This window comes from Pseudomonas oryzihabitans (genome assembly GCF_006384975.1).
In the GTDB taxonomy this organism is placed as follows: Bacteria; Pseudomonadota; Gammaproteobacteria; order Pseudomonadales; family Pseudomonadaceae; genus Chryseomonas; species Chryseomonas psychrotolerans_B.
In genome coordinates this window covers 4927739-4953236 of sequence record NZ_CP021645.1, presented here as the reverse complement: position 1 = coordinate 4953236, position 25498 = coordinate 4927739, and the positions used below count along the sequence as shown (strand labels likewise).

Genomic DNA, 25498 nt, shown 5'->3' with positions numbered 1-25498 from the left:
CTTGCGTTTGAGCCCTCGCTATCGACCCCCGGACTCGGGGATCACCGAGATCTGCCCGTTCTTCTCCAGCACCGCGAAACGGATCTGCTCCATCCGCTCCAGACCCTGGCTCTGCCGCGCCGCTTCGAGAATGTCCTCCTCGGTGAGCCGCGCCTTGCGCAACCGCTGCGTCAGGGGCTTGCCGTACTCCACCACGATCAAGGGCACGCCATCGAGAAAGCGCCCCACCTGGGGCGAGCGCTGCTTGAACAGCGACAGCAGGATGTCGATCAGCACCAGGGTGCCTATCACCACGAAGGCGTTGATCACCGAGAAGTCGTCGCCCAGCAGGGCTTGTTGGGTCGCCTCGCCGATCACCAGCAACAGAACGAAATCGAAGGTGGTGATCTCCGATAGAGCCCGGCGCCCGGTAAGGCGGAAGAGCACCAGCAAGAAGACGTAGATGGCCGCAGCGCGCAGCACGGATTCCATGGCGATTCCTTTTAGGGGTAGATGAAGGCCGAGAGGGCGAGTGGTGCCTTATCAGGTCTGAGGATGCGCCAGTCCCGGTTGCCCAGCGCATCCGGCCGCAGTGCCAGGTGCAGCCGACTGGGTCCGCTGCCGGTGGTCAGGTCGAGCCAGAGCACGCCGTCGCTGCTGGTCATCCGCGCCGGTTGTGGATAGAGGGCCTCCACCGTCCAGTCCGCCACCAGGCGTTCGTCGAGGCCAACGCGGGTCAAGCCGGGCGCCAATTCCAGAGTCAGGGTCGTAGGGGCGCCGCGGCGTTGGAAGCGCTCGTATTGCACCTTGAGTTGGCCATCGTCACTGACGCGGGTCGCCGTGACCCAGGGACCGCCACTGGCGAAAAGCCCGCCCAACGCCAGCACCACGAACAGCCCCAGCAGCGCCCAGCCCAGGCGCTCGCAGCGCCAGATCCAGCGTTGCAGCCGCATGTCCTCCTGGATCGGACGGCCTTCTTGCAGCGGTGGCGCCATGGCGGATTCTCCCTTGCTGGTAGGGCTTGGAGCCCGACCGGGAGTCGCCGGTTCGACCGCTTCGCCCCATCCTGGAGCATACTGCCCGCCCTTTTTTCATCTGGAGTCCCGCCGATGCCCGCCTGGTGGCTACTCGTCCTGCCCCTCATCGCCGGTGCCTGCCTGCCACTGCAAGCCGGCATCAACGGCCAACTCGCACGGCACCTCGGCAGCCTGTTCGCCGCGGCGTCCATTTCCTTCATGGTCGGTCTGCTCGCCCTGCTGGGGCTGACCCTTTGGCAACGCGGCGTGCCCACCCTGGGCCTGCTGCGCGAATTGCAGTGGTGGCACTGGTGCGGCGGCCTGCTGGGCGCCTTCTTCATCGCCATGGCCGCCTTCGCCGGACCGCGCATCGGTGCCACCCTGTTCATGGCGCTGGTCATCGCCGGTCAGTTGGCCATGTCCTTGAGCCTGGATCATTTCGGCTGGGCCGGCTTTCGCCAGGACCCGGTCACCCTGGGCAAGCTGGCCGGCGTGGTGCTGATCGGCGCGGGCGTCTGGTGCATCGCCCGCGCCTGAGTTCAATACAGATCGCGACGGTAGCGCTCGGTCTCCAGCAACCGCTGGACTTCCGTCTCGCCGAGCAATGCCTGCAGGGTGGCATGCACACCACGCCCCAGCCCCTGCAGACTGCCGCAGACCATGATGACGGCATCCGCCGCCAGCCAGTCGAGCAGCACCTCGCGTCGCGCCTGTAGCCGCGCCTGCACGTAGCCATCGCCGTCACGCGAGAACACCCGGTCCAGCCGCGCCAGCTCGCCCTGGGCCAACCAGCTTTGCAGCTCCGCGTCATAGAAGTTGTCGTGCGCCGCCGTGCGTTCGCCGAACAGCAGCCAGTTGCGCTGTCGTCCGGCGGCGATGCGCGCCGCCAGCAGCGGTCGTACCCCGGCCAGGCCGGTGCCGGCGGCGATCAGGATCAGCGGGCGCTCGTCCAGCGGCGGCCGAAAGCCCGGATGGGCGCGCAGCCGCGCCGGCAGCAGATCGCCCGGACGCAGCGCCGTGGTCAACCAACCGGAGGCGATCCCCAGGCGACCATCGGCCTTGCGCTCCTGGCGCACCAGCAAGCGCAACGCGCCCTCGCCGGGCAGTGAGGCGATGGAGTACTGGCGTACGGCGAGGGGTACCAGGGCGTCGAGCAGGGCCTGGGCGTCCAATCCGCGCAAGGCCGACCGGTCATCCGGCAGCCACCGGGTTTCCAGGGCTGCGGCCAAAGGCAGCGTCATGCCATCGCTCTGCACCTCACGCTCGGCGGCCAACCCCAACGGCTGCAACCAGGTGCTGACAGTCTCGGCGCTCTGCCGCGGCGCTATCTCCAGGATATCGCCCGGCGCCCACGCGCTAGCCGGTGGCGGCACCAGTCGCAACTCGAAGGCCGGCCCACCGGGGCTGCCGGCGTTGAGCCGTTGCACCGACGCCAGCCGCCAGGACTGCAAGGGACGCTCGGCCGGCGATTCGACCAGGGCAGCACCCAGCGCCTGCAGCCGACCTTGCCAAAGAGTCAGCGCCTGGGGATCGCCATTGTCCACCTCCACGGTGCCGAACAAAGGTCTTGCGCCCTGGCGGCCCAGCCAGGCATCCAAGCGGTGAGCGAAGGCGCAGTAGCCCTGGTAGCGCCGATCACCGAGAGCCAGCATGCCGTAACCCAGGTCCGGCAAGGCGAGATCGGCGGCCAGCATCCGCCGTTCGAAGCCGCGCGCGGCATCCGGCGCCTCGCCATCGCCGTGGGTGGCGACGACGAACAGCGCCTGGGTTGCCTGCTGTAGGCGCGCGCTGTCGAGCCGAGCGAGAGCGACGACCTCCGCGACCAGCCCCGCCGCCTGCAACTGGGCAGCGGTCTGCCAGGCCAGGGCTTCGGCCTGGCCGCTCTGGCTGGCGTAGCCGATCAGCCAGTCGACGCTCCCGGTGGTGGCGGGCGGCAGTCCGGCCCGAGCTGCCCGTGCCTGGCGACGCTTGCGGCGGCGGTCCAGGTAAAGCCATAGCCCGGTCACCAGGAACACCGGCATGGCCAGGCTGGCGAGCAGCATGAGCACCCGTCCCGCCAGCCCGAAGTACTCACCCGAGTGCAGGGCGTAGACGCTAAGCAGCAAGCGAGCACCCAGCGGCTGCTCGCGATAGCGACGATGATCGAGCACCCGCCCCGCGCCGTCGAAGACGATGCGATTGAGCGCGCGAACATGGGCGGCGCCCTCCGGCAGGTACCAGAGGGTCGGATGGCTGACCTGGCGCGCCGGATTGGGCAATAGCAGCCCATAGCCCTCGACCTGCCCTCCGGTTTCCCGGCGGAAACTCTGCCAGAGGGCGTCCAGGTCCACGTCCCGCCTGGCCACCACCCCGGCGATCTCCGGCTCGGGTGCCGCTCCCAACAGTCGGTCGCTGGCCTCGCGATACCAGCCATAGGACCAGTAGAGGCCGGTCAGCGCCGCCAGCAGATAGAGCAGCAGGCACCAGGTGCCGACCACGGCGTGCAGGTCCCAGTGGAAGCTGCGTCCGCGGCGGGCCCAGTCCAGCGTCAGCCAGGTCCGCCAGCGTCGCACCTGGCGCGGCCAGCGCAGATAGAGTCCGGACAGACAGAGCACCAGCAGGATCAGGGTGGCCGCCCCGGTCAGCGTTCGCCCCAGCGAACCCAGCGCCAGGGAACGGTGTAGCTTGAGGATGAAATCGAAGAAACCCTGACCACGGGGCGATTCGAGGACGTCACCACTGTAACGATCGAACAGCCGCACCTCGCCGCGCCCCTGAGCTCCCGCCGGAACCAGCCCGACCATGCCGTAGCCCTCCCCTACCAGGCTGGAGACGAAACTCAGCTCCTGGCCAGGCGCGGCGAGGCGCTGGCGCAATTCCGGGAGCGTCAGCGGTCGCTGATCCGCCCGCGCTGCGACTGGTGGCGGATTGAGTAGTTGCAGCAGTTCCAGCTGGAAGCTGTAGAGCGCACCCGTCACCCCCAGCACCACCAGCACCAGGCCGGCCGCCAGCCCGAGCAGGCTGTGCAGCTGGAACAGGCCGCTGCGGATCAGGGCTGCGCCCACAGCCGTAAGAGATTGTGATAGACGCCGGTCAGTTGCAGACAGGCCTCGTGGCCCTGGCCCAGCTCGGCGGCGGCGCGCTGGATGCCCTGGTCGAGTTCGAACAGCTGGCTGCGCTGGCCGGCGTCGCGCACCAGGCTCTGGATCCAGAAGAAGGAGCACAGCCGCGCGCCGCGGGTCACCGGCAGCACCCGGTGCAGGCTGCTGGCCGGATAGAGGATCAGATCCCCGGCGGCGAGCTTGACGCTGTGGGCACCGTAGGTGTCTTCGACCACCAACTCGCCACCGTCGTATTCTTCCGGCGCGCAGAAGAACAGGGTGGCGGAGAGATCGGTGCGCAGGTAGCCGCCGCCATCCGGCAGGGGGCGCAGGGCGTTGTCCACGTGCAGTCCGAAGGACTGGCCACCACGGTAGAGATTGAACAACGGCGGAAACACCCGCGCCGGCAACGCCGCGGCGACGAACAGCGGATGCCGCGCCAGGGCCTGCTGGATCAGTTCGCCCACCGCACGCGCCGCCGGGTCATCCGCTGGCAGCTGCAGATTGTCCTTGGCCATGGCCGACTGGAAGCCGGCGGTGTGCTTGCCATCGGCCCAGGCCACGGCCTCCAGCCGCTGACGGCAATCCCTCACCTGCTCGGGCGTCAGGATGCCCGGAACGCTGATCATCATCGGCGGTTTCCTCCTCAAAGCCGAAAGCCCTGCGGCGGCAGGGCTTCGGGGTATCGCCAGGATGCTTAGAAGCTGTAGGTGGCGGTCAGGACCGCCGAACGCGCATCGCCGTACTCGATGGCCGACGACCTCGTGCTCACGCCCAATTGCGAGCGCACCCGCTCCACGTAGTCCTTGTCGAACACGTTGTTGACGTTGAGCTGCAGGTCGACGTTGCGGTTGACGCGATAGCCGACCATGGCGTTGTGCAGCCAGTAAGCATCGAGCTTGGCACCGTCGTTGCTGGAGGTGACGTTACGCTCGCTGACGTAGCGCGCACCATAGCCCACCCGCCAGCCAGCCGGCAGTTCATAAGTGGTCCAGAGGTTGAACGAACGCGGCGGAGTGTTGGCCAGGGCCTGGCCTTCGCGATTGCGTCCGTCTGGGGTATCGGCGGCCTTGAGCGTCTCGCTGTCGAGGAAGGTGAAGTTGGCGTAGACGTTCCACTGTTGGGTGATGCGACCGGTGGCGCCCAGCTCGATGCCCTGCACGCGTTGTTCGCCGGCCAGGGCGGTGCTGCCGTCGATCAGGGTTTCCCGGGCGTTGGTCTTCTCGACGCGGAACAGGGCGCCGTCCAGCTCCAGACGCTTGTCGAGGAATTCCCACTTGGTGCCCAGTTCCCAGGTCTTGTTCTTCTCCGGCCCCAGATCCTGGTTGGCCGCGCTCAGCCCGGCGCCGGTGGAGGTCAGGCTTTCCGCCGAGGGGTTGAAGGAGGTGCCATAGGCCACGTAGACCCGGCCGTTCGGAGCCGGCTTGAACACCAGGCCAGCGCGCCCGCTCAACTTGGCGTCATCGGAACTCAGCTTGGTCTTGGCGCCACGGACGCCGTTGCTGACCGCCGTGGTCTCGCTGTCGCCATCGAACCAGTCGTAGCGCAGGCCCAGGTTGAGATCCCAGTACTGATTCAGGGCGATGGTGTCGAAGGCATAGAGCGCCTTGTCGGTCAGCACGTTGTTGGCGATGGCCGAGGTCTGCTTGTTGGTCGCACCGTTATAGCGCTCCGGCGGTGCGGCCAGGGAATAGCCGGCGGCCGGGAAGGTGAGGCCGTAGCTGTAGGTGTCGCGGTCGTAGTCCTCGCGGGAGAATTCGGCGCCCAGCACGAAGGCATGGCCCAGGCCGAAGGTGTCGAAATTGCCGGTCAGATTGGTCTGGTTGATCCACATCTCCGAGGTCACGTCACGGCCATAGCCCTGCGGACCGGCCGGGCGATAGCGCCCCGCCGCCACGCCACCCAGGTTGACGTGGGACGCCGAGATCACCACGTCACGCTCGATACGGCTGTAACGGGTCAGGTTCTGCAGGCTCAGGTTGTCGTTGAAGCGATGCTCCAGCTCCACGGTGAAGACATTGTTGTTGATGTCTTCCTTGTCGATATTCTTGAAGCCGAAGTAGGCGTCGCGATCCACACCGGCCAGGCGCTTGCCGTTCAAGGCCGGTACGCCGTAGTCGGGCTGGTTGTTGTCGGTCTGGTGGAAATAGCTCAGAGTCAGGCGGGTGTCGTCCGACAGCCCCAGGGCCAGCGACGGCGCGATGCCCCAGCGTTCGCGGTCGATCTGGTCACGGCCGGGCACATCGTTCTCATGGGCCATCATGTTCAGGCGGAAAGCACTGCCCTCACCCACGCCTTGCAGCGGCTGGTTGGTGTCCAGGGTCAGGCGGCGATAGCTGTCGGTACCCAGGCCGGCGCCGATGCGGGTGAACTGGCGCTCCTGGGGCTTCTTGCTGATCAGGTTGATGGAACCGCCGGTGGTGCCCGCGCCGCCGAACACCGAATTGGGGCCCTTGATGACCTCCACCGACTCCAGGTTGAAGGTGTCGGTACGGTTGGTCTGGGTGCTGTCGCGCAGGCCGTCGATCTGGATGTTCGAGTTGGCGCTGAAGCCGCGGATGTTGATGCTGTCACCGGAACCGCCACCGCCCTCACCGGCGTTGAAGGTGATGCCGGAGACGTTGGACAGCACTGATCTCAGGCTCAGGGCCTGCTGATCCTGGATGACCTGCGCCGGCACCACGGTGACGGTCTGCGGGGTGTCCAGCAAGGGCGCGGTGTACTTGCGCGAGGCGGATTGTTCGGCTTTGAAGCCCTCCTGCTGCGTCTGACCTTCGATGGTCAGGCTCTCCAGTTTGGTCACCTGCTCCTTCGCTTCCTGGGCCAGGGCACCCAGGGACAGAGACGCGACGGCAACGCTGAAAGTGGAAACCAGCAAACGGCGCTGGGACAACGAGGAAAGTTCCTTGGACATGATGGCGAGCCGCCTCCTTTTGTGAATGCGGCGCGATTCTATTTGCTAACGATTATCAAATCCATAGTGAATGTAAACTATTCTTAACAAAACTGACCTGAGCTGATAGATCTCTTTTCGACCGCCATGAAAAAGCCCGCGCCTCCCGAGGAGACGCGGGCTCGTTCACCGCCGGTAACCTTACAGGTAGAAGGCCTTCAGCGGCGGGAAGCCGTTGAATTCCACCGCGCTGTAGCTGGTGGTGTAGGCGCCGGTGGACAGCCAGTACAGGCGGTCACCGCTGGCCAGGTTCAGCGGCAGGCCGTACTTGTAGTGCTCGTACATGATGTCGGCGCTGTCGCAGGTCGGACCGGCGATCACCACCTCTTCCATCTCGCCCTTCTTCTCGGTCCAGATCGGGAACTTGATGGACTCGTCCATGGTTTCGATCAGGCCGGAGAACTTGCCGACGTCGGTGTAGACCCAGCGCTCCACGGCGGTCCGCGACTTGCGCGCCACCAGCACCACTTCGCTGACCAGGATGCCAGCGTTGGAAATCAGCGAGCGACCCGGCTCCAGGATGATTTCCGGCAGATCGTCGCCGAAGTCTTCCTTGAGGAAGCGGATGATCTCGTCGGCATAGGTCTCCAGGCTGTTGGTGCGCTGGATGTAATTGGCCGGGAAGCCACCGCCCATGTTGATCATCTTGAGGGTGATGCCGTCTTCTTCCTTCAAGCGCTCGAAGATCACCTTGACCTTGGCGATGGCGGCGTCCCAGACGTCGATGTCGCGCTGCTGGCTGCCGACGTGGAAGGAGATGCCATAGGGCTCCAGGCCCAGCTGGCGGGCCAGGATGAGCAGGTCCAGGGCCATGTCGGGCTGGCAGCCGAACTTGCGCGACAGCGGCCAGTCGGCGGAGTTGGAGCCTTCGGTGAGGATCCGCACATAGATGCGCGAGCCCGGGGCGGCCTTGGCGATGTTGCGCAGGTCGGCCTCGGAATCGGTGGCGAACATGCGCACGCCCTTCTCGTAGAAGTAGCGGATGTCCTTGGACTTCTTGATGGTGTTACCGTAGCTGATGCGCTCCGGCTCGACCCCGGTCGACAGCACCTTGTCCAGCTCATAAATGGAGGCGATGTCGAAATTCGAGCCCTTGTCGCGCAGCAGCTCGGTGATCTCGATGGCCGGGTTGGCCTTGACCGCGTAGTAGATCTTGGCGAACGGGAAGTTGTTCACCAGGTCATCGTAGGCCCGCGAAATGGTGGCGGTGTCGATGACCACGAAGGGGGTTTCATGCTGGTCGGCGAAGGCCTTCATCTTCTGGAAGGTTTCGCGAGAATAGTAATCTTCGACCTTGATGGACATGCGTCGGACTCCCGATGGGCAGAACAAATTGAAGGAAGGGGTGTTCTGAACGCCTAATCCGTTTCCCCACTTTGGTTCGCCTACTTCCCAAGGCACATCGCCGAAAGCAAAAAGGTCAACGCGTGCTGGCGTTGACCTCGCTGTCTCGTCGTCGGTACTTGAGCCGGATGGATCGTTTCCAGCATGGACGTTCGGGCGCGAACTTTAGGGCCAGTCGCCCTGAAGATCAATGTTAAATCCATCATCTTTACCGAACGGTGACGCCTGCGAACTCACCCCTCTCCGGTAACCGACCGGAGCGGGCGACGAGATGTTCCGAACAGGCGATGACAGGACCGTTCAGGCTCAGCCTTTCCTCGATTGCCTTGACCGGAAACGGCCAGCCCCTCCTTGCACCTGAGCGGATACTCGTCCGAGCGAAAACGCCACCGCTCGGGAGCGAAGGGATGGGCCAGGCGAATGGACTGAGGCTGCTACTGCTGGCGGCGATCTGGGGCGCGAGCTTTCTCTTCATGCGCATCGCGGTGCCGGCCTTCGGTGCCGTGAATACCGCCTTCCTGCGGGTAGCGCTCGGCGCCCTGGGGCTGGCGGTTCTGTTGCTCCTGATGCGGCGCTCCTGGCGTTTCGCCGGCAAGTTCTGGTCAGCGGCCTTGCTCGGCGTCGTCAATTCCGGGTTGCCGTTCCTGCTGTACTGCCTGGCGGCGCGCTCCCTTCCCGCGGGCTATTCGGCGCTGCTCAATGCCACCACGCCCTTGATGGGCGCCCTGATCGGCTGCGCCTGCTTTGGCGAGGTCCTGAGCCGGCGCAAATGGCTCGGCGTGGCCACTGGCCTGCTCGGAGTAGCCCTGATCGTTCCGCGCGGCGAGGGGGATGCGGGGACGGGCATGCTGGTCGGCATCGCCGCCTGCCTCTTGGCCACGGCCTGCTACGGTACCGCCGGCTACCTGGCACGCCGCTGGATCGGCGACCGTGGGGGCCTCGATGCCACCCTGGTCGCCTTCGGCAGCCAGGCGGGCGCGACGCTGTTCCTCTTGCCGTTCAGCCTGGCGACCCTGGCCATGAATCCACTGCCCGCCGCGCCACCCATGAGCGCCTGGCTCAGCGTCCTGGCGGTCGGCCTGTTGTGTACCGCCCTGGCCTACAGCCTGTATTTCCGCCTGCTGGCCGATCTCGGGCCGCTACGCACCCTCAGCGTGACCTTTCTGGTCCCGCCGTTCGGCGTGCTCTGGGGCTATCTGGTGCTGGGAGAAACCCTGGCGCCCAACGCCCTGCTGGGCGCGCTGGTGATAGGGCTGGCGGTTTGGCTGGTCTTGCATAGCGAATCGACAGTGACGACGCGACGGTAAGTACCGTTGGGCTTCGACGGTGGAGCCGTCTCAACCCAACCTACCGGAGCCTCGGCTGTAGGTTGGGTTGAGCGCAGCGAAGCCCAACAGCCCAAGCGTTTTACCGGAACGGCGGCTCGTCGAAGCTGCGCAGCTTGCGCGAGTGCAGGGAGTCGAGCTGGGTACGCAACTGGTCCAGGGCGGCGATGCCGATGGCCAGGTGCTGGCTGACGGCACGGGCATAGAAGGCGTTGGCCGAGCCCGGCAGCTTGATCTCGCTGTGCAGCGGCTTGTCGGAGACGCACAGCAGGGTGCCGTAGGGCACGCGCAGGCGATAGCCCTGGGCGGCGATGGTGCCGCTCTCCATGTCCACCGCCACTGCGCGGGCCAGATTAATCAGCGGGCGTTCCTGGGCCCAGCGCAGCTCCCAGTTGCGGTCGTCGTAGGTCAGCACGGTACCGGTGCGCAGACGGCGCTTGAGCGCCTCGCCGCGTTCGCCGGTGACGCTGGCGGCGGCGTCCTGCAGCGCCACCTGTACCTCGGCCAGCGCCGGGATCGGGATGTGCGGCGGCACCACGCGGTCGAGGATACCGTCGCGTCTCATGTAGGCATGGGCCAGCACGTAGTCGCCGATGGTCTGCGACTGCCGCAGGCCGCCGCAGTGGCCGATCATCAGCCAGCAGTGCGGGCGCAATACCGCCAGGTGGTCGGTGATGTTCTTGGCGTTGGACGGCCCCACGCCGATGTTGACCAGGGTGACGCCATGGCCATCGCTGGCGATCAGGTGATAGGCCGGCATCTGGAAGCGGTGCCAGGCGATGGCGGCGATGACCGCCTGGGCCTCGGTCGGCTCCATGTCGCGCTCGATGATGACGTTGCCCGGCAGCACCAGGCGCACGAAGCGCGGATCGCTGCGCAGTTGCTCCAGGCCGTGCTGGATGAACTGGTCGACGTAGCGATGGTAGTTGGTCAGCAGGATCCAGGGCTGCACGTGGCGCCAGTCGCTGCCGGTGTAGTGGACGATGCGTCTCAGCGAGAAATCGGTGCGGGCGGCGTCGAACAGCGCCAGCGGCAGCGGATCGATGCGTTCCCAGTCGTAGTGGCCGTCGGCGATGTCGTCGTGGGCGGCGGAGAGATCGGTACTGGGGAAGACCCGCGCCAGCTCGGCGGCGGTCACGCCACTGCCGGCCAGTTCGTCGCCCTGCTCCACCACATAGGGATAGGGGATGTCCTGGCGACTGCGCCCGACCTCGACCTGGACGTCGTAGTCATGCATCAGGGGTTGGAGCTGTTCCAGCAGATAGCCGCGGAAGGCCGCCGGATGGGTGACGGTGGCCACGTAGGTGCCCGGCAACTGGATCTTGGCATAGGCGCGGGTGGTGGCCGGCGGCACGCCGGGGGCGCGATAGCGGATACGGATCTCGGGATAGCGGAACAGCTCACGCTCGGCCGCGCTGGGCTCGACGCGGTCCTTGAGATAGCGCTTGAGGGCGGCACCCAGGGCCTGGGTGGCCTCGTCGTGCAGCGCGGCGAGACGATCAACCGCCTCGCTGGCCGTGGCAACGGCGGTGAAATCCTCGAGTACGGACGTCATGCGGGTTTCCTTGTTATGTCACTGGCTATGGCTAACAGCCTAACACCCCTGCATGACAACGACTTACGCCATCAAAGAGTCTTTTCCCCCTGGGCATGCTGCTCCCATAGCCGGCGATAGTGGCCCTCGGGCCGCTGCAGCAGCTCCTCGTGGCTACCCTCTTCCACCTTGCGCCCATCGCGCAGCACCAGGATGCGATCGGCATGGCGGATGGTGGAGAGCCGATGCGCCACCACGATCAGGGTGACTTGGCCGCGCAACTCGTCCAGCGCCTGTTGCAGCCGGGCCTCGGTGGCGCTGTCGATGCTGGCGGTGGCCTCGTCCAGCAGCAGCACCTTGGGCTCGCGCAGCAGCGCCCGGGCCAGGGCCAGCAACTGCCGCTCGCCGGTGGACAGGGTGAAGCCGCGTTCGCCCAGGAGCGTATCCAGCCCCTCGGGTAGCCGCGCCACCAGGTCGTCCAGGTGGGCGGCGGCCAGGGCCTGGCGCAGTCGCGCATCCGGCACCTGGCTGCCCAACAGGAGGTTGTCCCTGAGGCTGCTGGAACGGATGAAGGGCTCCTGGGGCACGCTGGCCAGGGCCGCACCCAGCACTTCCGGGGTCAGGCTGCCCAGCTCGCGCCCGTCCAGGCAGAGACGACCACCGGTGACCGGTTGCAACCCGGCGAGCAGGTCGAGCAGGGTCGACTTGCCGCTGCCTGTCGGCCCGACGATGCCGAGGAAGGTACCCGGTGCTATGTCCAGGTCGATGCCGTGCAGGGTGTCGTGCCCGGCGCCGGCATGGCGGAAGCGCACGCCGTCGAGGTGGAAGTGCGCGGTCGCGATGGGGCGGTCATCCTCGCCGCTCAGCGCCGGCTTCTCCTCCAGCAGATGCAGCAGGCGGGTACCGGCCACCGAGGCCTGCTGGAACAGGTTGAATCTCTGGGTGATGTCCATCAGCGGTTCGGTCACCCGCCCCAGGTAGGTAACGAAGGCATAGAGCACGCCGATCTGGGCGCCGCCCTCCAGGTGGCCCAGGCCGTAGACCAGCAGCAGTACCGCCAGCACCGCCACGCTGACCAAGTCCAGCGCCGAACGCAGCAGCAGACCGGAGACGCGGATGGTGCGCATGCGAGCGCCGTATTGCGCCTGGTTGAGCCGCTGGAAATCCTGGCGGAAGCGTTCGGTCTGGTTGAAGGCCTGCAACAGGCCCATGCCGCCGATGGCCTCACCCAACCGGGCGCTCTGCTCGGCGCGCAGCATGCGCACCTCCATGGCCGCGGCGCCGCTGTATCGCTGGTAGGCCCAGACGATCAGCATGGCTGCCGGGATCAGCAGCACGGCGATGGCCATCAGCCGCACGTCGAGCAGGGCCATGGCCACCAGGATGCCGATCAGCAGCACGATATTGCCGACCATGTTGCCGAGGAAGGCCACATAGAGTTCGCGCAGGGCATCGGTATCGTTGGTCACCCGCGCCACCAGTTCGCCGGTGGCGGTGCGGTCGTGGAAACTCTGCGGCAGGCTCAGCACATGGCGGAACAATCGGCGCCGCTGCAAAAGCACCACGTCCATGGCGATCTCGGCGAATCTCAGAGATTGCAGGTAGCGACCGTAGGCGGCCAGGCCCTGGGAGACCACATAGGCCGCCACCAGGCCCACCAGCGGCCAGAGGCGCAGGTCGTGGGGCACCAGGTAGGTGTCCAGGTAGTACTTGGTCAGCCAGGGGCCGAGCACGTCGAACAGGGTGGCCACGACCAGGATGGCCAGGGTGCCGGCCAGCTTGCGTGGCTTGGCCAGCACCGGCTTGAGCAGCAGCGAGAGTACGCGGGTCCTGGTCATTGGCGAGCCTCCTCGGCCTGCTGCAGGGTCCAGAGCCGGGCATAGAGCCCACCGGCGGCGAGCAACTCGGCATGGCGACCGCGCTCCACCAGGCTGCCCTGGTCGAGGACGATGATCTCGTCGGCCTGCTGCACCGCCGAGAGGCGGTGGCTGACGATCAAGGTGGTACGCCCCTGCAGTCCCGCCAGGGTTCGTAGCAGCCGGGCCTCGGTGGCGGTATCCACCGCCGAGAGGGTGTCGTCGAGTAGCAGGATGGGCGCCGGCGAGAGTAGCGCCCGCGCCAGGGCCACCCGCTGGCGCTGGCCACCCGAAAGGGTCAGGCCACGTTCGCCTACCGGGGTGTCCAGCCCTTGCGGCAACGCTACCAGATCGGTACCGAAGGCGGCGGCGTCCAGGGCTTCGCGGATCTCTCCGGCGGTGGCGTCGGGCCGGCTGAGGGCGACGTTCTCGCCCAGGGTGCGGGCGAACAGGAAGGGGTCCTGGGGCACATAGGCGAACTGGGCGCGCAGGTCGGCCAGTCGATAGTCCTCCAGCGGCACCCCGCCCAGGCGGATGCAGCCCTGCTCCAGCGGAAACTGGCGCAAGAGCAGGCGCAGCAGGGTGCTCTTGCCGCTGCCGGTGGCACCGACGATGCCCAGGGTATCGCCGGCAGGCAGGTCGATGACCACGTCCTGCAAGGCCGGCTGACGCGCCTGGGGATAGGTGAAGGCCGGAATGTAGACCGACAGATCGGCCTGGTCCGGCGGTGTCTGGGTGCCCTCGTCGCGAATACGCTCGGTGACCGCGAACACCTCTTCCAGTCGGCGCGCCCCCGCCTCGCCGCGTTGCAGCAGGTTGAAGCACCAGCCAATGGCGAACATCGGCCAGATCAATTGCACCAGATAGAGGCTGAAGCTGGTCAGTTGGCCGAGGGTGATATGGCCTTCGAGATAGCGCCAGCTGCCCATCACCAGGGTCAGCAGGGTCGCCAGGCTCAGGGCGACGAAGATGATCGGCTCGTAGCGCGCCTCGGTGCGCTGTACCTGGTAGTCGGCCTTGGCCACGCTGCGGGCGCGTTCGTCGAAGTCGTCCAGCTCGGCTTCGATCAACGCATGCTGGCGCAGCATGCGCAGGCCGCTCAGGGCTTCCTGGGTGCGGTCGTTGAGCGCGGAAAAGCCCGCCAAGGCCAGGCCGAAGCGCTGCTGCACCCGCCGCGCCACGCGATAGAAGCCCCAGGCCATGAAGGGAAAGGGCAGCAGCGCCAGAGCGGCCAGGGGTGCGTCGATGCCGATGAACATGGCCAGCAGCACCAGCAGCAGGGTCAGCATGCCGTCGAAACTGGCGAGCACCCCTTCGCCTGCGGCGGTCTCCACGGCGTCGATATCCTGGGTGGCGCGGGCCAGCAGGTCGCCGGTACGGCTGGACTGGAAGAAGCCGGGATCGAGGCGCGCCAGCTTGGCGAAGAAGGCATCGCGCAGCTCCACGCCGACCTGGTAGGAGGTACCGAACAGCCGCACCCGCCACTGATATCTGAGTACATAGAGACCAAAGCCAACCACCAGGATCAGAGCGACGCGCCAGAGCAGCCCGGTCTGATCCAGCTCGCCCGCGCGCAGGGCATCGATGGCCTTGCCGATCCACCAGGGCAGGGTCAGGTTGAGCAGGCCGACGCCCAACAGGCAGAGGATCGCGGTCCCGTAGGCACGCCGTTGGCGGAGGAAAAAATCACGCAACAACCGCCACAACGCCATAAATCCGCCTTAGGCAACCAAAGGTGCAGTATATCGGCTCACGCCGGGGTAACGGAGTTCCATCGTCCGATCTGGGTCCCATATCTACGGGCGGAACGGCAACGGGTGGCGCGGGGCGCGAGGTCGTTGTAGGGTGCCACTCCCTGCCGCGCCCGGCCGCTGCGCCCCCTTCTCTTTGCTAGGCTGACGTCCATGACCCTCGAACCCCAACGCCCCGTCGTCCTCTGTCTGTCCGGCCACGATCCGAGTGGCGGCGCCGGCCTGCAGGCCGACATCGAAGCCCTGCTCGCCCAGGGTTGCCATGCCGCCCCCGCGGTCACCGCCCTGACCGTGCAGGACACCGTCGACGTCCAGGACTTCCGCGTGCTGGATCGCGAGTGGGTGCTGGCCCAGGCTCGAGCGATCATCGCCGACCTACCGGTGGCGGCGGTCAAGCTGGGCATGCTCGGTTCGGTGGAGATGGTCGAGACGGTGCTGGAAATCATGGAAGCCCTGCCCGGCGTGCCGCTGGTGTGCGATCCGGTGCTGCGCGCCGGTGGCGGCGGCGCCCTGGGCAAGGACGAGGTCGGCTACGCCATCCGCGAGCGCCTCTTGCCGCGCGCCACCATCGCCACCCCCAATCTGCCCGAGGCGCGCATCCTCGCCGAGTTGCCCGAGGGCACCCCGGAGCAATGCGCCGAACGCCTGCTGCCCCATTGCGCCCACCTGCTGATCACCGGTGGCCATGGCGAAGAGCACGAGGTGCATAACCGCCTCTATGACCGCGACGGCCGTTGCGAGACCCATGTCTGCCAGCGCCTGCCCGGCAGCTACCACGGCTCCGGCTGCACCCTGGCCAGCACCCTGGCCGGTCGCCTGGCCCTGGGCGAAGCCCTGCCCAGCGCCGTGCGCAGCGCCCTGGACTACACCTGGCGCACCCTGAGGGACGCCGAACGTCCCGGTCGCGGCCAGTACGTGCCGCGCCGCCTGCCGCTGGACTTCTGCTCATGAGCGATCTGCGCGGGCTCTACGCCATCACCGACAGCGCCCTGCTCGCCGACGGTCGCCTGCTGCCCTACGTCGAAGCCGCCCTGCAGGGCGGTGCCCGCCTGGTGCAGTACCGCGACAAGTCGCAGGACGCCAATCGCCGCCACGACGAAGCCGCAGCCCTGGCCGACCTCTGCCGGCAGCACGGCGCTACCCTGATCATCAATGACGACCTAGCCCTGGCCCGCGCCCTGGGCGTCGGCCTGCACCTGGGTCAGGAAGACGGTTCCCTGGCCAGCGCCCGTGCCGAACTGGGCGCGAATGCCGTCCTCGGCGGTACCTGCCACGCCAGCCTGGAACTGGCCGCGGTCGCCGCCCAGGCCGGCGCCAGCTACCTGGCCTTCGGCCGCTTCTTCGCCTCCAGTACCAAACCCGATGCCCCACCGGCGCCCCTCGACCTGCTCGACCAGGCCCGCAGCCGTTTCACCCTGCCACTGTGCGCCATCGGCGGCGTCACCCTGGACAACGCCCCCCTGCTGCTCGAACGCGGCGTCGACCTGCTCGCCGTCGTCCACACCCTGTTCTCCGCCGCCACGGCAGGCGAGGTGGAGCGCCGCGCGCGCGCCTTCGCCCAGTTGTTCGCGGCCTGACCCTATTCAAGGAGACTCCTATGTCCCGTTCCGCCCAACTCTTCGACCAAGCCCAGCGCCACATCCCCGGTGGCGTCAACTCGCCGGTGCGCGCCTTCAAGAGCGTCGGCGGCACCCCGCTGTTCTTCAAGCATGCCCAGGGTGCCTATGTCGTCGATGAAGACGACAAGCGCTACGTCGACTACGTCGGCTCCTGGGGTCCGATGATCCTCGGCCACAGCCACCCGGACGTGCTCGATGCCGTGCGCCGCCAGCTGGAGCACGGCCTCTCCTACGGCGCCCCGACCGCCCTGGAAACCACCATGGCCGAGCTCATCTGCGAGCTGGTGCCGTCCATGGACATGGTGCGCATGGTCAGCTCCGGCACCGAGGCCACCATGAGCGCCATCCGCCTGGCACGCGGCTATACCGGGCGCGACACCATCATCAAGTTCGAAGGCTGCTACCACGGCCACTCCGACAGCCTGCTGGTCAAGGCCGGCTCCGGCGCCCTGACCCTGGGCGTGCCCAGCTCGCCCGGCGTGCCAGCGGCCTTCGCCCAGCACACCCTGACTCTGGCCTACAACGACCTGGCCGAGGTGGAAGAGACCCTGGCGAAAACCGGCGACCAGATCGCCTGCATCATCGTCGAGCCGGTGGCCGGCAACATGAACTGCGTACCGCCCGCCCCCGGCTTCCTCGAAGGCCTGCGCAGCCTCTGCGATCGCTACGGCGTGGTGCTGATCTTCGACGAGGTCATGACCGGTTTCCGCGTCGCCCTGGGCGGCGCCCAGGAGTACTACGGCATCCGTCCGGACCTCTCCACCTTCGGCAAGATCGTCGGCGGCGGCATGCCGGTGGGCTGCTTCGGCGGCAAGCGTGAGATCATGGAAAAGATCGCCCCGCTCGGCCCGGTCTACCAGGCCGGTACCCTGTCGGGCAATCCGCTGGCCATGGCCGCCGGCCTGACCACCCTGCAACTGATCCGTCGCCCCGGCTTCCACGCCGAGCTGACCGACTACACCACACGTATGCTGCAAGGCCTGCAGGATCGTGCCGATGCCGCCGGCGTGCCCTTCGTCACCACCCAGGCGGGCGGCATGTTCGGCCTCTACTTCAGCGGCGCCGAAGACATCGTCACCTTCAGCGATGTCATGGGCAGCGACAGCGAGAGATTCAAGCGCTTCTTCCACCTGATGCTGGACGGTGGCGTCTACCTGGCACCCAGCGCCTTCGAGGCCGGTTTCACCTCCATCGCCCATGGCGACGAGGAGTTGCGCATCACCCTGGATGCCGCCGAGCGCGCCTTCGCCACCTTTACCGATTGAGGACCGTCCGTCTCGCTCCCGGAACCTCTCTACCCTGCCGGCCTCTCACCTAGTTGAGAGGCCGACGTCACAGGTAAAAAAAGTTCCACCGTTACGCGTAAAGGTTTTGAAAGCGTGTGGTGGCTTGACCCATAATGAGACGTCGGCGCGTTTCGCCGGCCGGGTTCTAAGAACCTGCCTCGATTGTGGAGGCGCTTCATGCACCGCGCTGGTCGTATCCTCTGCGCAGCCCTGTTTTTGCTGCCCCTGGCCTCCATGGCTGGTGGCAACTCCCTGCTCGTCCCCAGCACCAGCCGTTGCAACCTGACTCTGGCCAACGAAGCCTTGGCGCAGGCGATCGCCCGCTGCCAGCAGATCGCCCATGACGGCGACGCCCAGGCGCAGTACGAACTCGGTGATTTCTACTACGAAGGCAAGCAGACGCCCAAGGATCTCAACCAGGCACGCCAGTGGTTCGAGCAGGCCTCGCTCAAGGGCAATGCCGATGCGCAGAATCGCCTAGGCAACATGTTCTTTCGCGGTGAAGGCGTACCCCCCAACAACATCCAGGCCTATATCGTGCTGAAGATGGCCGCCATCAACGGCAACGACGAAGCCATGGACACCGCCGACCTAGTCAGCGCCCAGATGCGCCGTGACGAGCTGGAGGTGGCCACCCAGGTGCTGGGCCAGATCTTCCGCGACTATCTGCAGGACATGCAGACCGCCGGCAACATGAATCCCTTCCAACCGCCGCAGAACTGATCTATCAGCGCTGGCCTCGTAGCTCGCCCAGCGCTGATGTCCTCAGCAATGCTCAGCTCTTGTCGGGCATCGGCATGGGAAACGGCATGACATTGGTGCCGCCCTTGGCCTCGCTGATCTTGGGCTGCCCCAGACGCTCCACCTCGTCGATGCGGATGATCGAATGCATCGGCACGAAGCTGCGTACTACCCCTTCGAATTGCGCCTTGAGCTTTTCCTCGCTGGGGTCCACCACCACCTGGGTACGTTCGCCGAACACCAATTCCTCGATTTCCAGGAAGCCCCAGAGATCGCTCTGGAAGATCTGCTTGGCGTAGATCTCGAAGACCTGACCCTGGTTGACGAAGATCACCTTGTAGATGGCCGGCTTGCTGGGGGATGAGCTCATGGCGATGCGCGAGGTTCGATGGGAAAAAGGGCGGCGAGCATAGCATGGGCCTCGACCGAGAACAGCCGCCCGCCCAGGCGGCTGCGGGAAGCCCAATGACGCCCGTGGCACCGTCACGACGTCAAGCCAATCAGGGCCTTGGCTAGCGCAGCCTCGCCCGCCTCGAACAGGGCCATCCCGCTGCCACGAGCAACCACCGTAGGCAGACCGCCGCTTCCGGGCGGCTCTTCCCCGTCCTTAAGGCCATCACTATAATGCGCGGTCCACTCGCCACCGACTCCCTGCCGCGCATGTCCAAGAAGCTCTATATCGAAACCCATGGCTGCCAGATGAACGAATACGATTCGTCGCGCATGGTCGACCTGCTCGGCGAGCGTGAGCCCCTGGAAGTCACCCAGAATCCGGCCGAGGCCGACGTCATCCTGCTCAACACCTGCTCGATCCGCGAGAAGGCGCAGGAGAAGGTGTTCTCCCAGCTCGGTCGCTGGCGCGAACTCAAGCTGGAGAATCCCGACCTGGTGATCGGCGTCGGCGGCTGCGTGGCCAGCCAGGAAGGCGCCGCCATCCGTGACCGCGCGCCCTACGTCGACGTGGTCTTCGGCCCCCAGACCCTGCACCGCCTGCCGGAAATGATCGACGCCGCGCGCACCACCCGGGCGCCCCAGGTGGACATCTCCTTCCCCGAGATCGAGAAGTTCGACCGCCTGCCCGAGCCGCGCATCGACGGCCCCAGCGCCTTCGTCTCCATCATGGAAGGCTGCAGCAAGTACTGCACCTTCTGCGTGGTGCCCTACACCCGCGGCGAAGAGGTCAGCCGGCCGCTGGACGACGTCCTCGCCGAGATCATCCACCTCGCCGAGCACGGCGTGCGCGAGGTGACCCTGCTGGGCCAGAACGTCAACGGCTATCGCGGCGCCACCGGTGATGGCCGCATCGCCGACTTCGCCGAGTTGCTCTATGTGGTGGCGGCGGTGGACGGTATCGACCGCATCCGCTACACCACTTCGCACCCACTGGAATTCTCCGACGCCCTGATCCAGGCCCACGCCGAGATCCCGGAGCTGGTGAAGTTCGTGCACCTGCCGGTGCAGGCCGGCTCGGATCGCATCCTGGCCGCCATGAAGCGCAACCACACGGCGCTGGAATACAAGTCGCGCATCCGCAAGCTCAAGGCGGCGGTGCCCGACATCTGCATCAGCTCGGACTTCATCGTCGGCTTCCCCGGCGAGACCGAGAAGGACTTCGAACAGACCATGAAGCTGATCGAGGATGTCGGCTTCGACTTCTCCTTCTCCTTCATCTACAGCGCCCGCCCCGGCACCCCGGCAGCGGACCTGGTCGACGACACTCCCGACGAGGTCAAGAAGCAGCACCTGCAGATCCTGCAGACGCGCATCCACCAGCAGGGCTTCGAGATCAGCCGGCGCATGGCGGGCAGCGTCCAGACCATCCTGGTCAGCGACTTCTCCAAGCGCGACCCGGGCATGCTGCAGGGCCGTACCGAGAACAATCGCATCGTCAACTTCCGGTGCAGCGATGCCAGCCTGATCGGCCAGTTCGTCCAGGTACAGATCGACGAGGCCCTGCCACACTCACTGCGCGGCACCCTGCTGAGCCCGGTCGCCAACGGCGCCCGCCCGGCCGTCGCCGTCGCGCTGGCCTGATGGATGGTCGCACGCGCCCTTTGCCAAGGGCGCGACGCGGGTTACTCTCCAGTTACGTCAAGTTTTCGTAAAGCCAAGCCAAAAGGTTTCCCAGCACACCTTGAATACCCCCCAGACGCTCCAGCACTTCACCCTCGAACCCTTCGACGCCGACCGCTTCGCCAACCTGTGCGGCCAGCTCGATGAAAATCTGCGCCAGATCGAAAGCCGTCTCGGCATCGAGATCCGCAACCGCGGCAACCAGTTCGAACTGGTCGGCGACCCCGAGCGCACCCGCGCCGCGCAGAATCTCCTGCAGCGCCTCTATCGCGAGACCGCCAGCGGCACGCCGGTGGCGCCGGAACTGGTGCACCTCTATCTGCAGGAATCCGGTCTGGAAGCCCTGCAGCAGGAACACCGCGGCGGCGACACCAGCGTGGCCCTGCGCACCAAGAAGGGCATGATCCGCCCGCGCGGTGCCAACCAGCAGCGCTACGTCAAATCGATCCTCGACCACGACATCAACTTCGGCATAGGCCCGGCCGGCACCGGCAAGACCTACCTGGCCGTGGCCTGCGCCGTGGACGCCCTGGAACGCGAGCAGATCCGCCGCATCCTGCTGGTGCGTCCGGCGGTGGAAGCCGGCGAGAAACTCGGCTTCCTGCCCGGCGACCTGGCGCAGAAGATCGACCCCTACCTGCGCCCGCTGTACGACGCCCTCTATGAGATGCTCGGTTTCGAGCAGGTGGCCAAGCTCATCGAGCGCCAGGTGATCGAGGTCGCGCCGCTGGCCTACATGCGCGGTCGTACCCTCAACAATAGCTTCATCATTCTTGACGAAAGTCAGAACACCACCCTCGAGCAGATGAAGATGTTCCTGACCCGGATCGGTTTCGGTTCCACCGCGGTGATCACCGGTGACGTCACCCAGGTCGACCTGCCGCGCGGCACCAAGTCGGGCCTCAAGCACGTCATCGAAGTGCTGCGCGACGTCCCCGGCATCGGCTTCACCCACTTCGAGTCCAAGGATGTGGTGCGCCACCCGCTGGTGCAGCGCATCGTCGAGGCCTACGACCGTTTCGAGGCGCTGCAGGCCCAGCCGCGCGCCAACGCCAACGGGGATGATCGCCATGGCGATTGAGCTGGACGTCCAAGTCGCCAGTGAGGCGGCCGACCTCCCCGAGGAACCGGACTTACGCCGCTGGTGTGAACTGGCCCTGCGCGCCCGTCAGGGCGACTCGGAACTCACCATCCGCCTGGTGGACGAAGCCGAAGGCCGCGAGTTGAATCGCACCTGGCGGCACAAGGACTACGCCACCAACGTGCTGTCCTTCCCGGCCGACGTGCCGGACGAATTCCTCGATATCCCTCTGCTCGGCGATCTGGTGATCTGCGCCCCCGTGGTGGCCCGCGAGGCCGCCGAGCAAGGCAAGCTCGCCAAGGCGCACTGGGCGCACCTGGTCATCCACGGCTGTTTGCACCTGCTCGGCTACGATCATCTGGAAGATGACGAAGCCGAGGAGATGGAAGACCTGGAACGCCAATTGCTCGCAGAACTGGGCTACCCCGATCCCTACGGTGAATGACACACACATGAACGAAGATCGATCAGGCAATGGGCATCGTTCCTGGCTGGAACGCATCGTCCAGGCCTTTGCCCATGAACCCAAGAGCCGCCAAGAGCTGCTGGAACTACTGCGCGAAGCGCACGAGAACAAGGTGCTCGACAGCGAGGTGCTGTCCATCGTCGAGGGGGCCATCTCGGTGGCCGACCTCCAGGTGCGCGACATCATGGTGCCGCGCTCCCAGATCATCAGCATCCGCGCCCACCAGACCCCGGCGGAATTCCTGCCGGCGGTGATCGAGGCCGCCCATTCCCGCTATCCGGTGATCGGCGACGGCCCCGACGATGTGCTCGGCCTGCTGCTGGCCAAGGATCTGCTGCCCTTGCTGTTGGATCACGAGCGCACTTTCGACCTCAAGACGGTACTGCGTCCAGCCACCTTCGTCCCCGAGTCCAAACGCCTCAACGTGCTCTTGCGCGAATTCCGCTCCACCCACAGCCACATGGCCATCGTGGTGGACGAATACGGCGGCGTCGCCGGCCTGGTGACCATCGAAGACGTCCTGGAGCAGATCGTCGGCGATATCGAGGACGAGCACGATGTGGAGGAAGAGAGCTTCATCAAGTCGCTGCCCAATGGCGACTTCGTGGTCAAGGCACTTACCCCTATCGAAACCCTCAACGAGACCCTGGAAACCCGCTTCGCCGACGCCGAGGCCGACACGGCAGGCGGCCTGGTGATGAATCGCCTGGGCCACCTGCCCAAGCGCAACGAGGAAACGGTGATCGACGACTTCCGCTTCCGCGTGCTCAACGCCGATGGTCGCCGCATCCACCTGCTGCGAGTGACCCCGGTAAACCGGTAGCGCCTTTACCCCCTCTCCCTCTGGGAGAGGGCTGGGGTGAGGGCCAAGCGCTCTATCTATTCAATCGCGGCCATGGCGGTCCGCCGATGCGGCCGCTCCTACAAGAGCTTGACATCCTGTAGGAGCGGCCCATGGCCGCGATAAGCTCTACCCTCGCCCTCCCCAACTGCGATCCAGCTCGCTCCCCCGCACGCACCTTTGGCGCTCCCCCGCGCTGGCGAGTAAGCTTGCGCAGCCTCGATCGGACCAAGGATTCTCGATGCGCTGGACCACCCAACCCGGCTGGAAGGGCAACCTTCTGGCGCTCTTCGCGGGAGCCCTCACGCCCCTGGCATTGGCCCCCTTCAACATCTGGCCGCTGGCACTGGTGTCCGCCGGCCTCTTCTACCTCGGCCTCAAGGGCCTCACCGCCTGGCGCGCCTTCTTGCGCGGCTGGTGCTACGGCTTCGGCGCCTTCCTCGCCGGCACCAGCTGGATCTACGTCAGCATCCACACCTACGGCGCGGCTTCGACGCCCCTGGCGCTGTTTCTCACCGTGGGCTTCGCCGCCGGCATCGCGCTGTTCTTCGCCCTGCCCGCCTGGCTCTGGGCGCTGTGCCTGAGACGCAACCAGGCGCCGCTGGGCGATGCCCTCACCTTCGTCGGCCTCTGGTTCGCCCTGGAGTTGTTCCGTAGCTGGGCGCTGACCGGCTTTCCCTGGCTGTTCCTCGGCTACAGCCAGCTTAGCGGCCCGCTGCAGGGCCTGGCGCCCCTGGGCGGTGTCTGGCTGATCTCGGCGGTGCTCGCCCTCACGGCGGCGCTGCTGGTCAATCTCCCACGCCTGCTGCGGCGCCCGGCGGCGTTGGTGACGGCGCTGGTGCTGCTGGCGCTGCCCTGGGTCGCTGGCGACGTCTTCAAGGGCCAGGTCTGGACGCAACCGGCCGGCGCTCCGCTCAAGGTCGCCGGGGTGCAGGGCAATATCGCCCAGGAACTCAAGTGGAATCCGGACCACGCCCGCGCCACCCTGGCGCTCTATCGCGACCGCACCGCCGAGCAGACCGACGCCGATCTGGTGGTCTGGCCGGAAAATGCCATTCCCGTGCTGCGCGAATACGTCACCGACTTCCTCGCCGCGGAAGGCGCCCAGGTCGCGGCCCACGGCGGCGCCCTGGTGACCGGCCTGCCCGACCGGGAACGCGATGCCAATGGCGAGTCGCGCTACTTCAACAGCATCACCGCGGTTGGCAATGGCTCGGGGACCTACTACAAGCAGAAGCTGGTGCCCTTCGGCGAATACGTGCCGCTGCAGGAATACCTGCGTGGCCTGATCGGCTTCTTCGATCTGCCCATGTCCGACTTCGTTCGCGGACCCGAAAACCAGCAGCCGCTGCTGGTGAAGGGCTATCGCGTGGCGCCCTTCATCTGCTACGAAGTGGTCTATCCGGAATTCGTCGCCGACATGGCCGCCCAGAGCCAATTGCTGCTCACCATCAGTAACGACACCTGGTTCGGCAAATCCATCGGTCCGCAGCAGCACCTGCAGATGGCCCAGATGCGTGCCCTGGAAACTGGTCGCTGGCTGATCCGGGTGACCAACGACGGCATCACGGCGCTGGTCGATCCCTTCGGTCGTATCAGCCGGCAGATTCCGCCCTACCAGGTCGGCGTGCTGCAGGGCACCGTGGTACCCATGGAGGGCCTGACGCCCTATCTGCGGTACCACCGCTGGCCGCTGGAGATCTTCTCCGCCCTGGTCCTGCTGTGGGGCCTGCTGCTGCGCCGGCAGGACAAACCCGAACCGGCGCCGCTGGTGGTCACTCAGCGATAGGCCAGTGGGTACATTAGCAGGCCGGCGGCCTCGTTGAGCAACTGGGCGGTCTGCTCGACCGCCTTGGCTTCCGGTAGCCAACCGCCGAAGGGCCGTTGGTTGGGAATACCGATGAAGCCCACGGGCGCCGCCACCACCTCGAAGCCCTGGCGCTCGAAGCACCAGCGCGAACGGGCCATGTGATAGGCCTGGGTCACCAGCACCACTCGCTTGACCCCCGCCTCGCGCAGCATAGGCGCGCTGAGCGTGGCGTTCTCCCAGGTGGTGCGGCTGGCCCCCTCCTGCCAACGTACCGGCACTCCCAGATCGCGCTCCATCACCTCGGTCATCAGGGCCGCCTCGCTGAGCGGCCGATCATAGGGCGAGCCCCCGGTGATCAGCACCGGCAAGCCACTGGCCTTGGCCAGGCGCGCGGCATAGCGTAGTCGCTCCACCGCCAGGTGACTGGCGGCATCGCCGCCCCAACCCGGATCGTCCACTTCGCGCCCGGCACCCAGCACGACGATGGCATCCGCCCGCTGCGCCAGCCCCGGCCAACTGGCCGGCGGCAAGGCGATATCGCGCTCGAGCAGGCGACCGCCGAACTCCACCACCACCGGCAGGGTGCTGGCCCAGAGTCCCAGCAGGCCACAACAGAAGCACAGCAGCCCCAGCCGGGGATGGCGCCGCCGCAGCCACCAGCCGCCGAGCAGGAGCAGCAGCAGGCCGCCGGGCGGCAGTAACAGTTGCTTGAAGAAATAGCGCAGGCCCATGGTCACTTCCGT

22 protein-coding genes are annotated in these 25498 nt (G+C 66.5%); 11 read left to right on the top strand and 11 right to left on the bottom strand.

All coding sequences use genetic code 11. From position 1 onward, the window contains the following. Nucleotides 1-18 precede the first annotated feature (18 nt). The gene (locus tag CCZ28_RS22345) at nt 19-471 is read right to left on the bottom strand and encodes a DUF421 domain-containing protein (RefSeq protein WP_140220928.1); all 453 of its coding nucleotides are present in this window, start codon (nt 469-471) and stop codon (nt 19-21) included. 11 nt (nt 472-482) lie between these two features. Continuing rightward, nucleotides 483-974 carry a hypothetical protein gene (locus CCZ28_RS22340; protein WP_140220927.1) on the bottom strand — a complete coding sequence of 164 codons (492 nt, stop codon included), beginning with the start codon at nt 972-974 and terminating at the stop codon, nt 483-485. A 114-nt stretch (nt 975-1088) separates the two neighbouring features. Between CCZ28_RS22340 and CCZ28_RS22335 the strand changes: the two genes are divergently transcribed. Next, nucleotides 1089-1532, top strand: coding sequence for a DMT family transporter (locus CCZ28_RS22335; protein WP_140220926.1), 444 nt, complete (start codon nt 1089-1091; stop codon nt 1530-1532). 2 nt (nt 1533-1534) lie between these two features. Here the strand turns inward: CCZ28_RS22335 and CCZ28_RS22330 are convergent, their stop codons facing one another. The 4 genes from CCZ28_RS22330 to CCZ28_RS22315 all read right to left on the bottom strand — a co-directional run bounded on the left by CCZ28_RS22330 (nt 1535) and on the right by CCZ28_RS22315 (nt 8333). Further along, nucleotides 1535-4024: a PepSY domain-containing protein gene (locus CCZ28_RS22330; RefSeq protein ID WP_240795313.1), complete on the bottom strand. Its 2490-nt coding sequence runs from the start codon at nt 4022-4024 to the stop codon at nt 1535-1537. Further along, nucleotides 4024-4707 (bottom strand): Fe2+-dependent dioxygenase, encoded by a 684-nt coding sequence (locus tag CCZ28_RS22325; protein ID WP_140220924.1) that lies wholly within the window; start codon nt 4705-4707, stop codon nt 4024-4026. Before CCZ28_RS22325 ends, CCZ28_RS22330 begins: the two co-directional genes overlap by 1 nt. 65 nt (nt 4708-4772) lie before the next feature. Further along, on the bottom strand, nt 4773-6989 hold the full coding sequence (locus CCZ28_RS22320; RefSeq protein WP_140220923.1) for a TonB-dependent receptor: 2217 nt from the start codon (nt 6987-6989) through the stop codon (nt 4773-4775). A 180-nt stretch (nt 6990-7169) separates the two neighbouring features. Next, a complete protein-coding gene (locus tag CCZ28_RS22315; RefSeq protein WP_140220922.1) occupies nt 7170-8333 on the bottom strand; it encodes a type III PLP-dependent enzyme in 1164 nt (387 codons plus the stop codon). A gap of 446 nt (nt 8334-8779) precedes the next feature. Here CCZ28_RS22315 and CCZ28_RS22310 point away from each other — a divergent pair, with 446 nt between their 5' ends. Continuing rightward, entirely contained in the window at nt 8780-9679 is a 900-nt protein-coding gene (locus tag CCZ28_RS22310; RefSeq protein ID WP_140220921.1) for a DMT family transporter, read from the top strand. A 100-nt stretch (nt 9680-9779) separates the two neighbouring features. On the opposite strand, the gene amn is transcribed toward CCZ28_RS22310, so the two are convergent. The 3 genes from amn to CCZ28_RS22295 form a co-directional block, all read right to left on the bottom strand. After that, nucleotides 9780-11252, bottom strand: coding sequence for an AMP nucleosidase (gene amn / locus CCZ28_RS22305; RefSeq protein ID WP_140220920.1), 1473 nt, complete (start codon nt 11250-11252; stop codon nt 9780-9782). Between the two features lie 71 nt (nt 11253-11323). Further along, nucleotides 11324-13069 carry an ABC transporter ATP-binding protein gene (locus CCZ28_RS22300; protein WP_140220919.1) on the bottom strand — a complete coding sequence of 582 codons (1746 nt, stop codon included), beginning with the start codon at nt 13067-13069 and terminating at the stop codon, nt 11324-11326. Then, the gene (locus CCZ28_RS22295; protein WP_140220918.1) at nt 13066-14799 is read right to left on the bottom strand and encodes an ABC transporter ATP-binding protein; all 1734 of its coding nucleotides are present in this window, start codon (nt 14797-14799) and stop codon (nt 13066-13068) included. Before CCZ28_RS22295 ends, CCZ28_RS22300 begins: the two co-directional genes overlap by 4 nt. A gap of 192 nt (nt 14800-14991) precedes the next feature. On the opposite strand from CCZ28_RS22295, the gene CCZ28_RS22290 reads away from it, so the two are divergent. The 4 genes from CCZ28_RS22290 (at nt 14992) to CCZ28_RS22275 (ending at nt 18466) form a co-directional block, all read left to right on the top strand. Continuing rightward, on the top strand, nt 14992-15789 hold the full coding sequence (locus tag CCZ28_RS22290; protein ID WP_058772694.1) for a hydroxymethylpyrimidine/phosphomethylpyrimidine kinase: 798 nt from the start codon (nt 14992-14994) through the stop codon (nt 15787-15789). After that, entirely contained in the window at nt 15786-16415 is a 630-nt protein-coding gene (gene thiE / locus CCZ28_RS22285; RefSeq protein WP_140220917.1) for a thiamine phosphate synthase, read from the top strand. The genes CCZ28_RS22290 and thiE overlap by 4 nt, the downstream gene beginning before the upstream one ends. A gap of 20 nt (nt 16416-16435) precedes the next feature. After that, nucleotides 16436-17722: a glutamate-1-semialdehyde 2,1-aminomutase gene (gene hemL, locus CCZ28_RS22280; RefSeq protein WP_140220916.1), complete on the top strand. Its 1287-nt coding sequence runs from the start codon at nt 16436-16438 to the stop codon at nt 17720-17722. Nucleotides 17723-17920: 198 nt separating this feature from the next. Next, nucleotides 17921-18466, top strand: coding sequence for a tetratricopeptide repeat protein (locus tag CCZ28_RS22275; protein WP_140220915.1), 546 nt, complete (start codon nt 17921-17923; stop codon nt 18464-18466). 52 nt (nt 18467-18518) lie between these two features. On the opposite strand, the gene CCZ28_RS22270 is transcribed toward CCZ28_RS22275, so the two are convergent. After that, complete coding sequence (locus CCZ28_RS22270; RefSeq protein WP_058762196.1) at nt 18519-18854, bottom strand: DUF1820 family protein; 336 nt, start codon at nt 18852-18854, stop codon at nt 18519-18521. 290 nt (nt 18855-19144) lie between these two features. Here CCZ28_RS22270 and miaB point away from each other — a divergent pair, with 290 nt between their 5' ends. The 5 genes from miaB (at nt 19145) to lnt (ending at nt 24734) form a co-directional block, all read left to right on the top strand. Next, nucleotides 19145-20518, top strand: coding sequence for a tRNA (N6-isopentenyl adenosine(37)-C2)-methylthiotransferase MiaB (gene miaB / locus CCZ28_RS22265; protein ID WP_140221418.1), 1374 nt, complete (start codon nt 19145-19147; stop codon nt 20516-20518). 100 nt (nt 20519-20618) lie between these two features. After that, entirely contained in the window at nt 20619-21638 is a 1020-nt protein-coding gene (locus CCZ28_RS22260; RefSeq protein WP_140220914.1) for a PhoH family protein, read from the top strand. Beyond that, nucleotides 21628-22083, top strand: a complete 456-nt coding sequence (gene ybeY / locus CCZ28_RS22255) for an rRNA maturation RNase YbeY (RefSeq protein ID WP_058762193.1) — start codon at nt 21628-21630, stop codon at nt 22081-22083. Before CCZ28_RS22260 ends, ybeY begins: the two co-directional genes overlap by 11 nt. 7 nt (nt 22084-22090) lie before the next feature. Further along, complete coding sequence (locus CCZ28_RS22250; protein ID WP_140220913.1) at nt 22091-22927, top strand: HlyC/CorC family transporter; 837 nt, start codon at nt 22091-22093, stop codon at nt 22925-22927. Between the two features lie 259 nt (nt 22928-23186). Then, a complete protein-coding gene (lnt, locus tag CCZ28_RS22245; protein WP_140220912.1) occupies nt 23187-24734 on the top strand; it encodes an apolipoprotein N-acyltransferase in 1548 nt (515 codons plus the stop codon). On the opposite strand, the gene CCZ28_RS22240 is transcribed toward lnt, so the two are convergent. After that, the gene (locus CCZ28_RS22240) at nt 24725-25486 is read right to left on the bottom strand and encodes a YdcF family protein (protein ID WP_140220911.1); all 762 of its coding nucleotides are present in this window, start codon (nt 25484-25486) and stop codon (nt 24725-24727) included. The two genes, lnt and CCZ28_RS22240, sit on opposite strands and share 10 nt — an antisense overlap. Nucleotides 25487-25498: the final 12 nt, after the last annotated feature.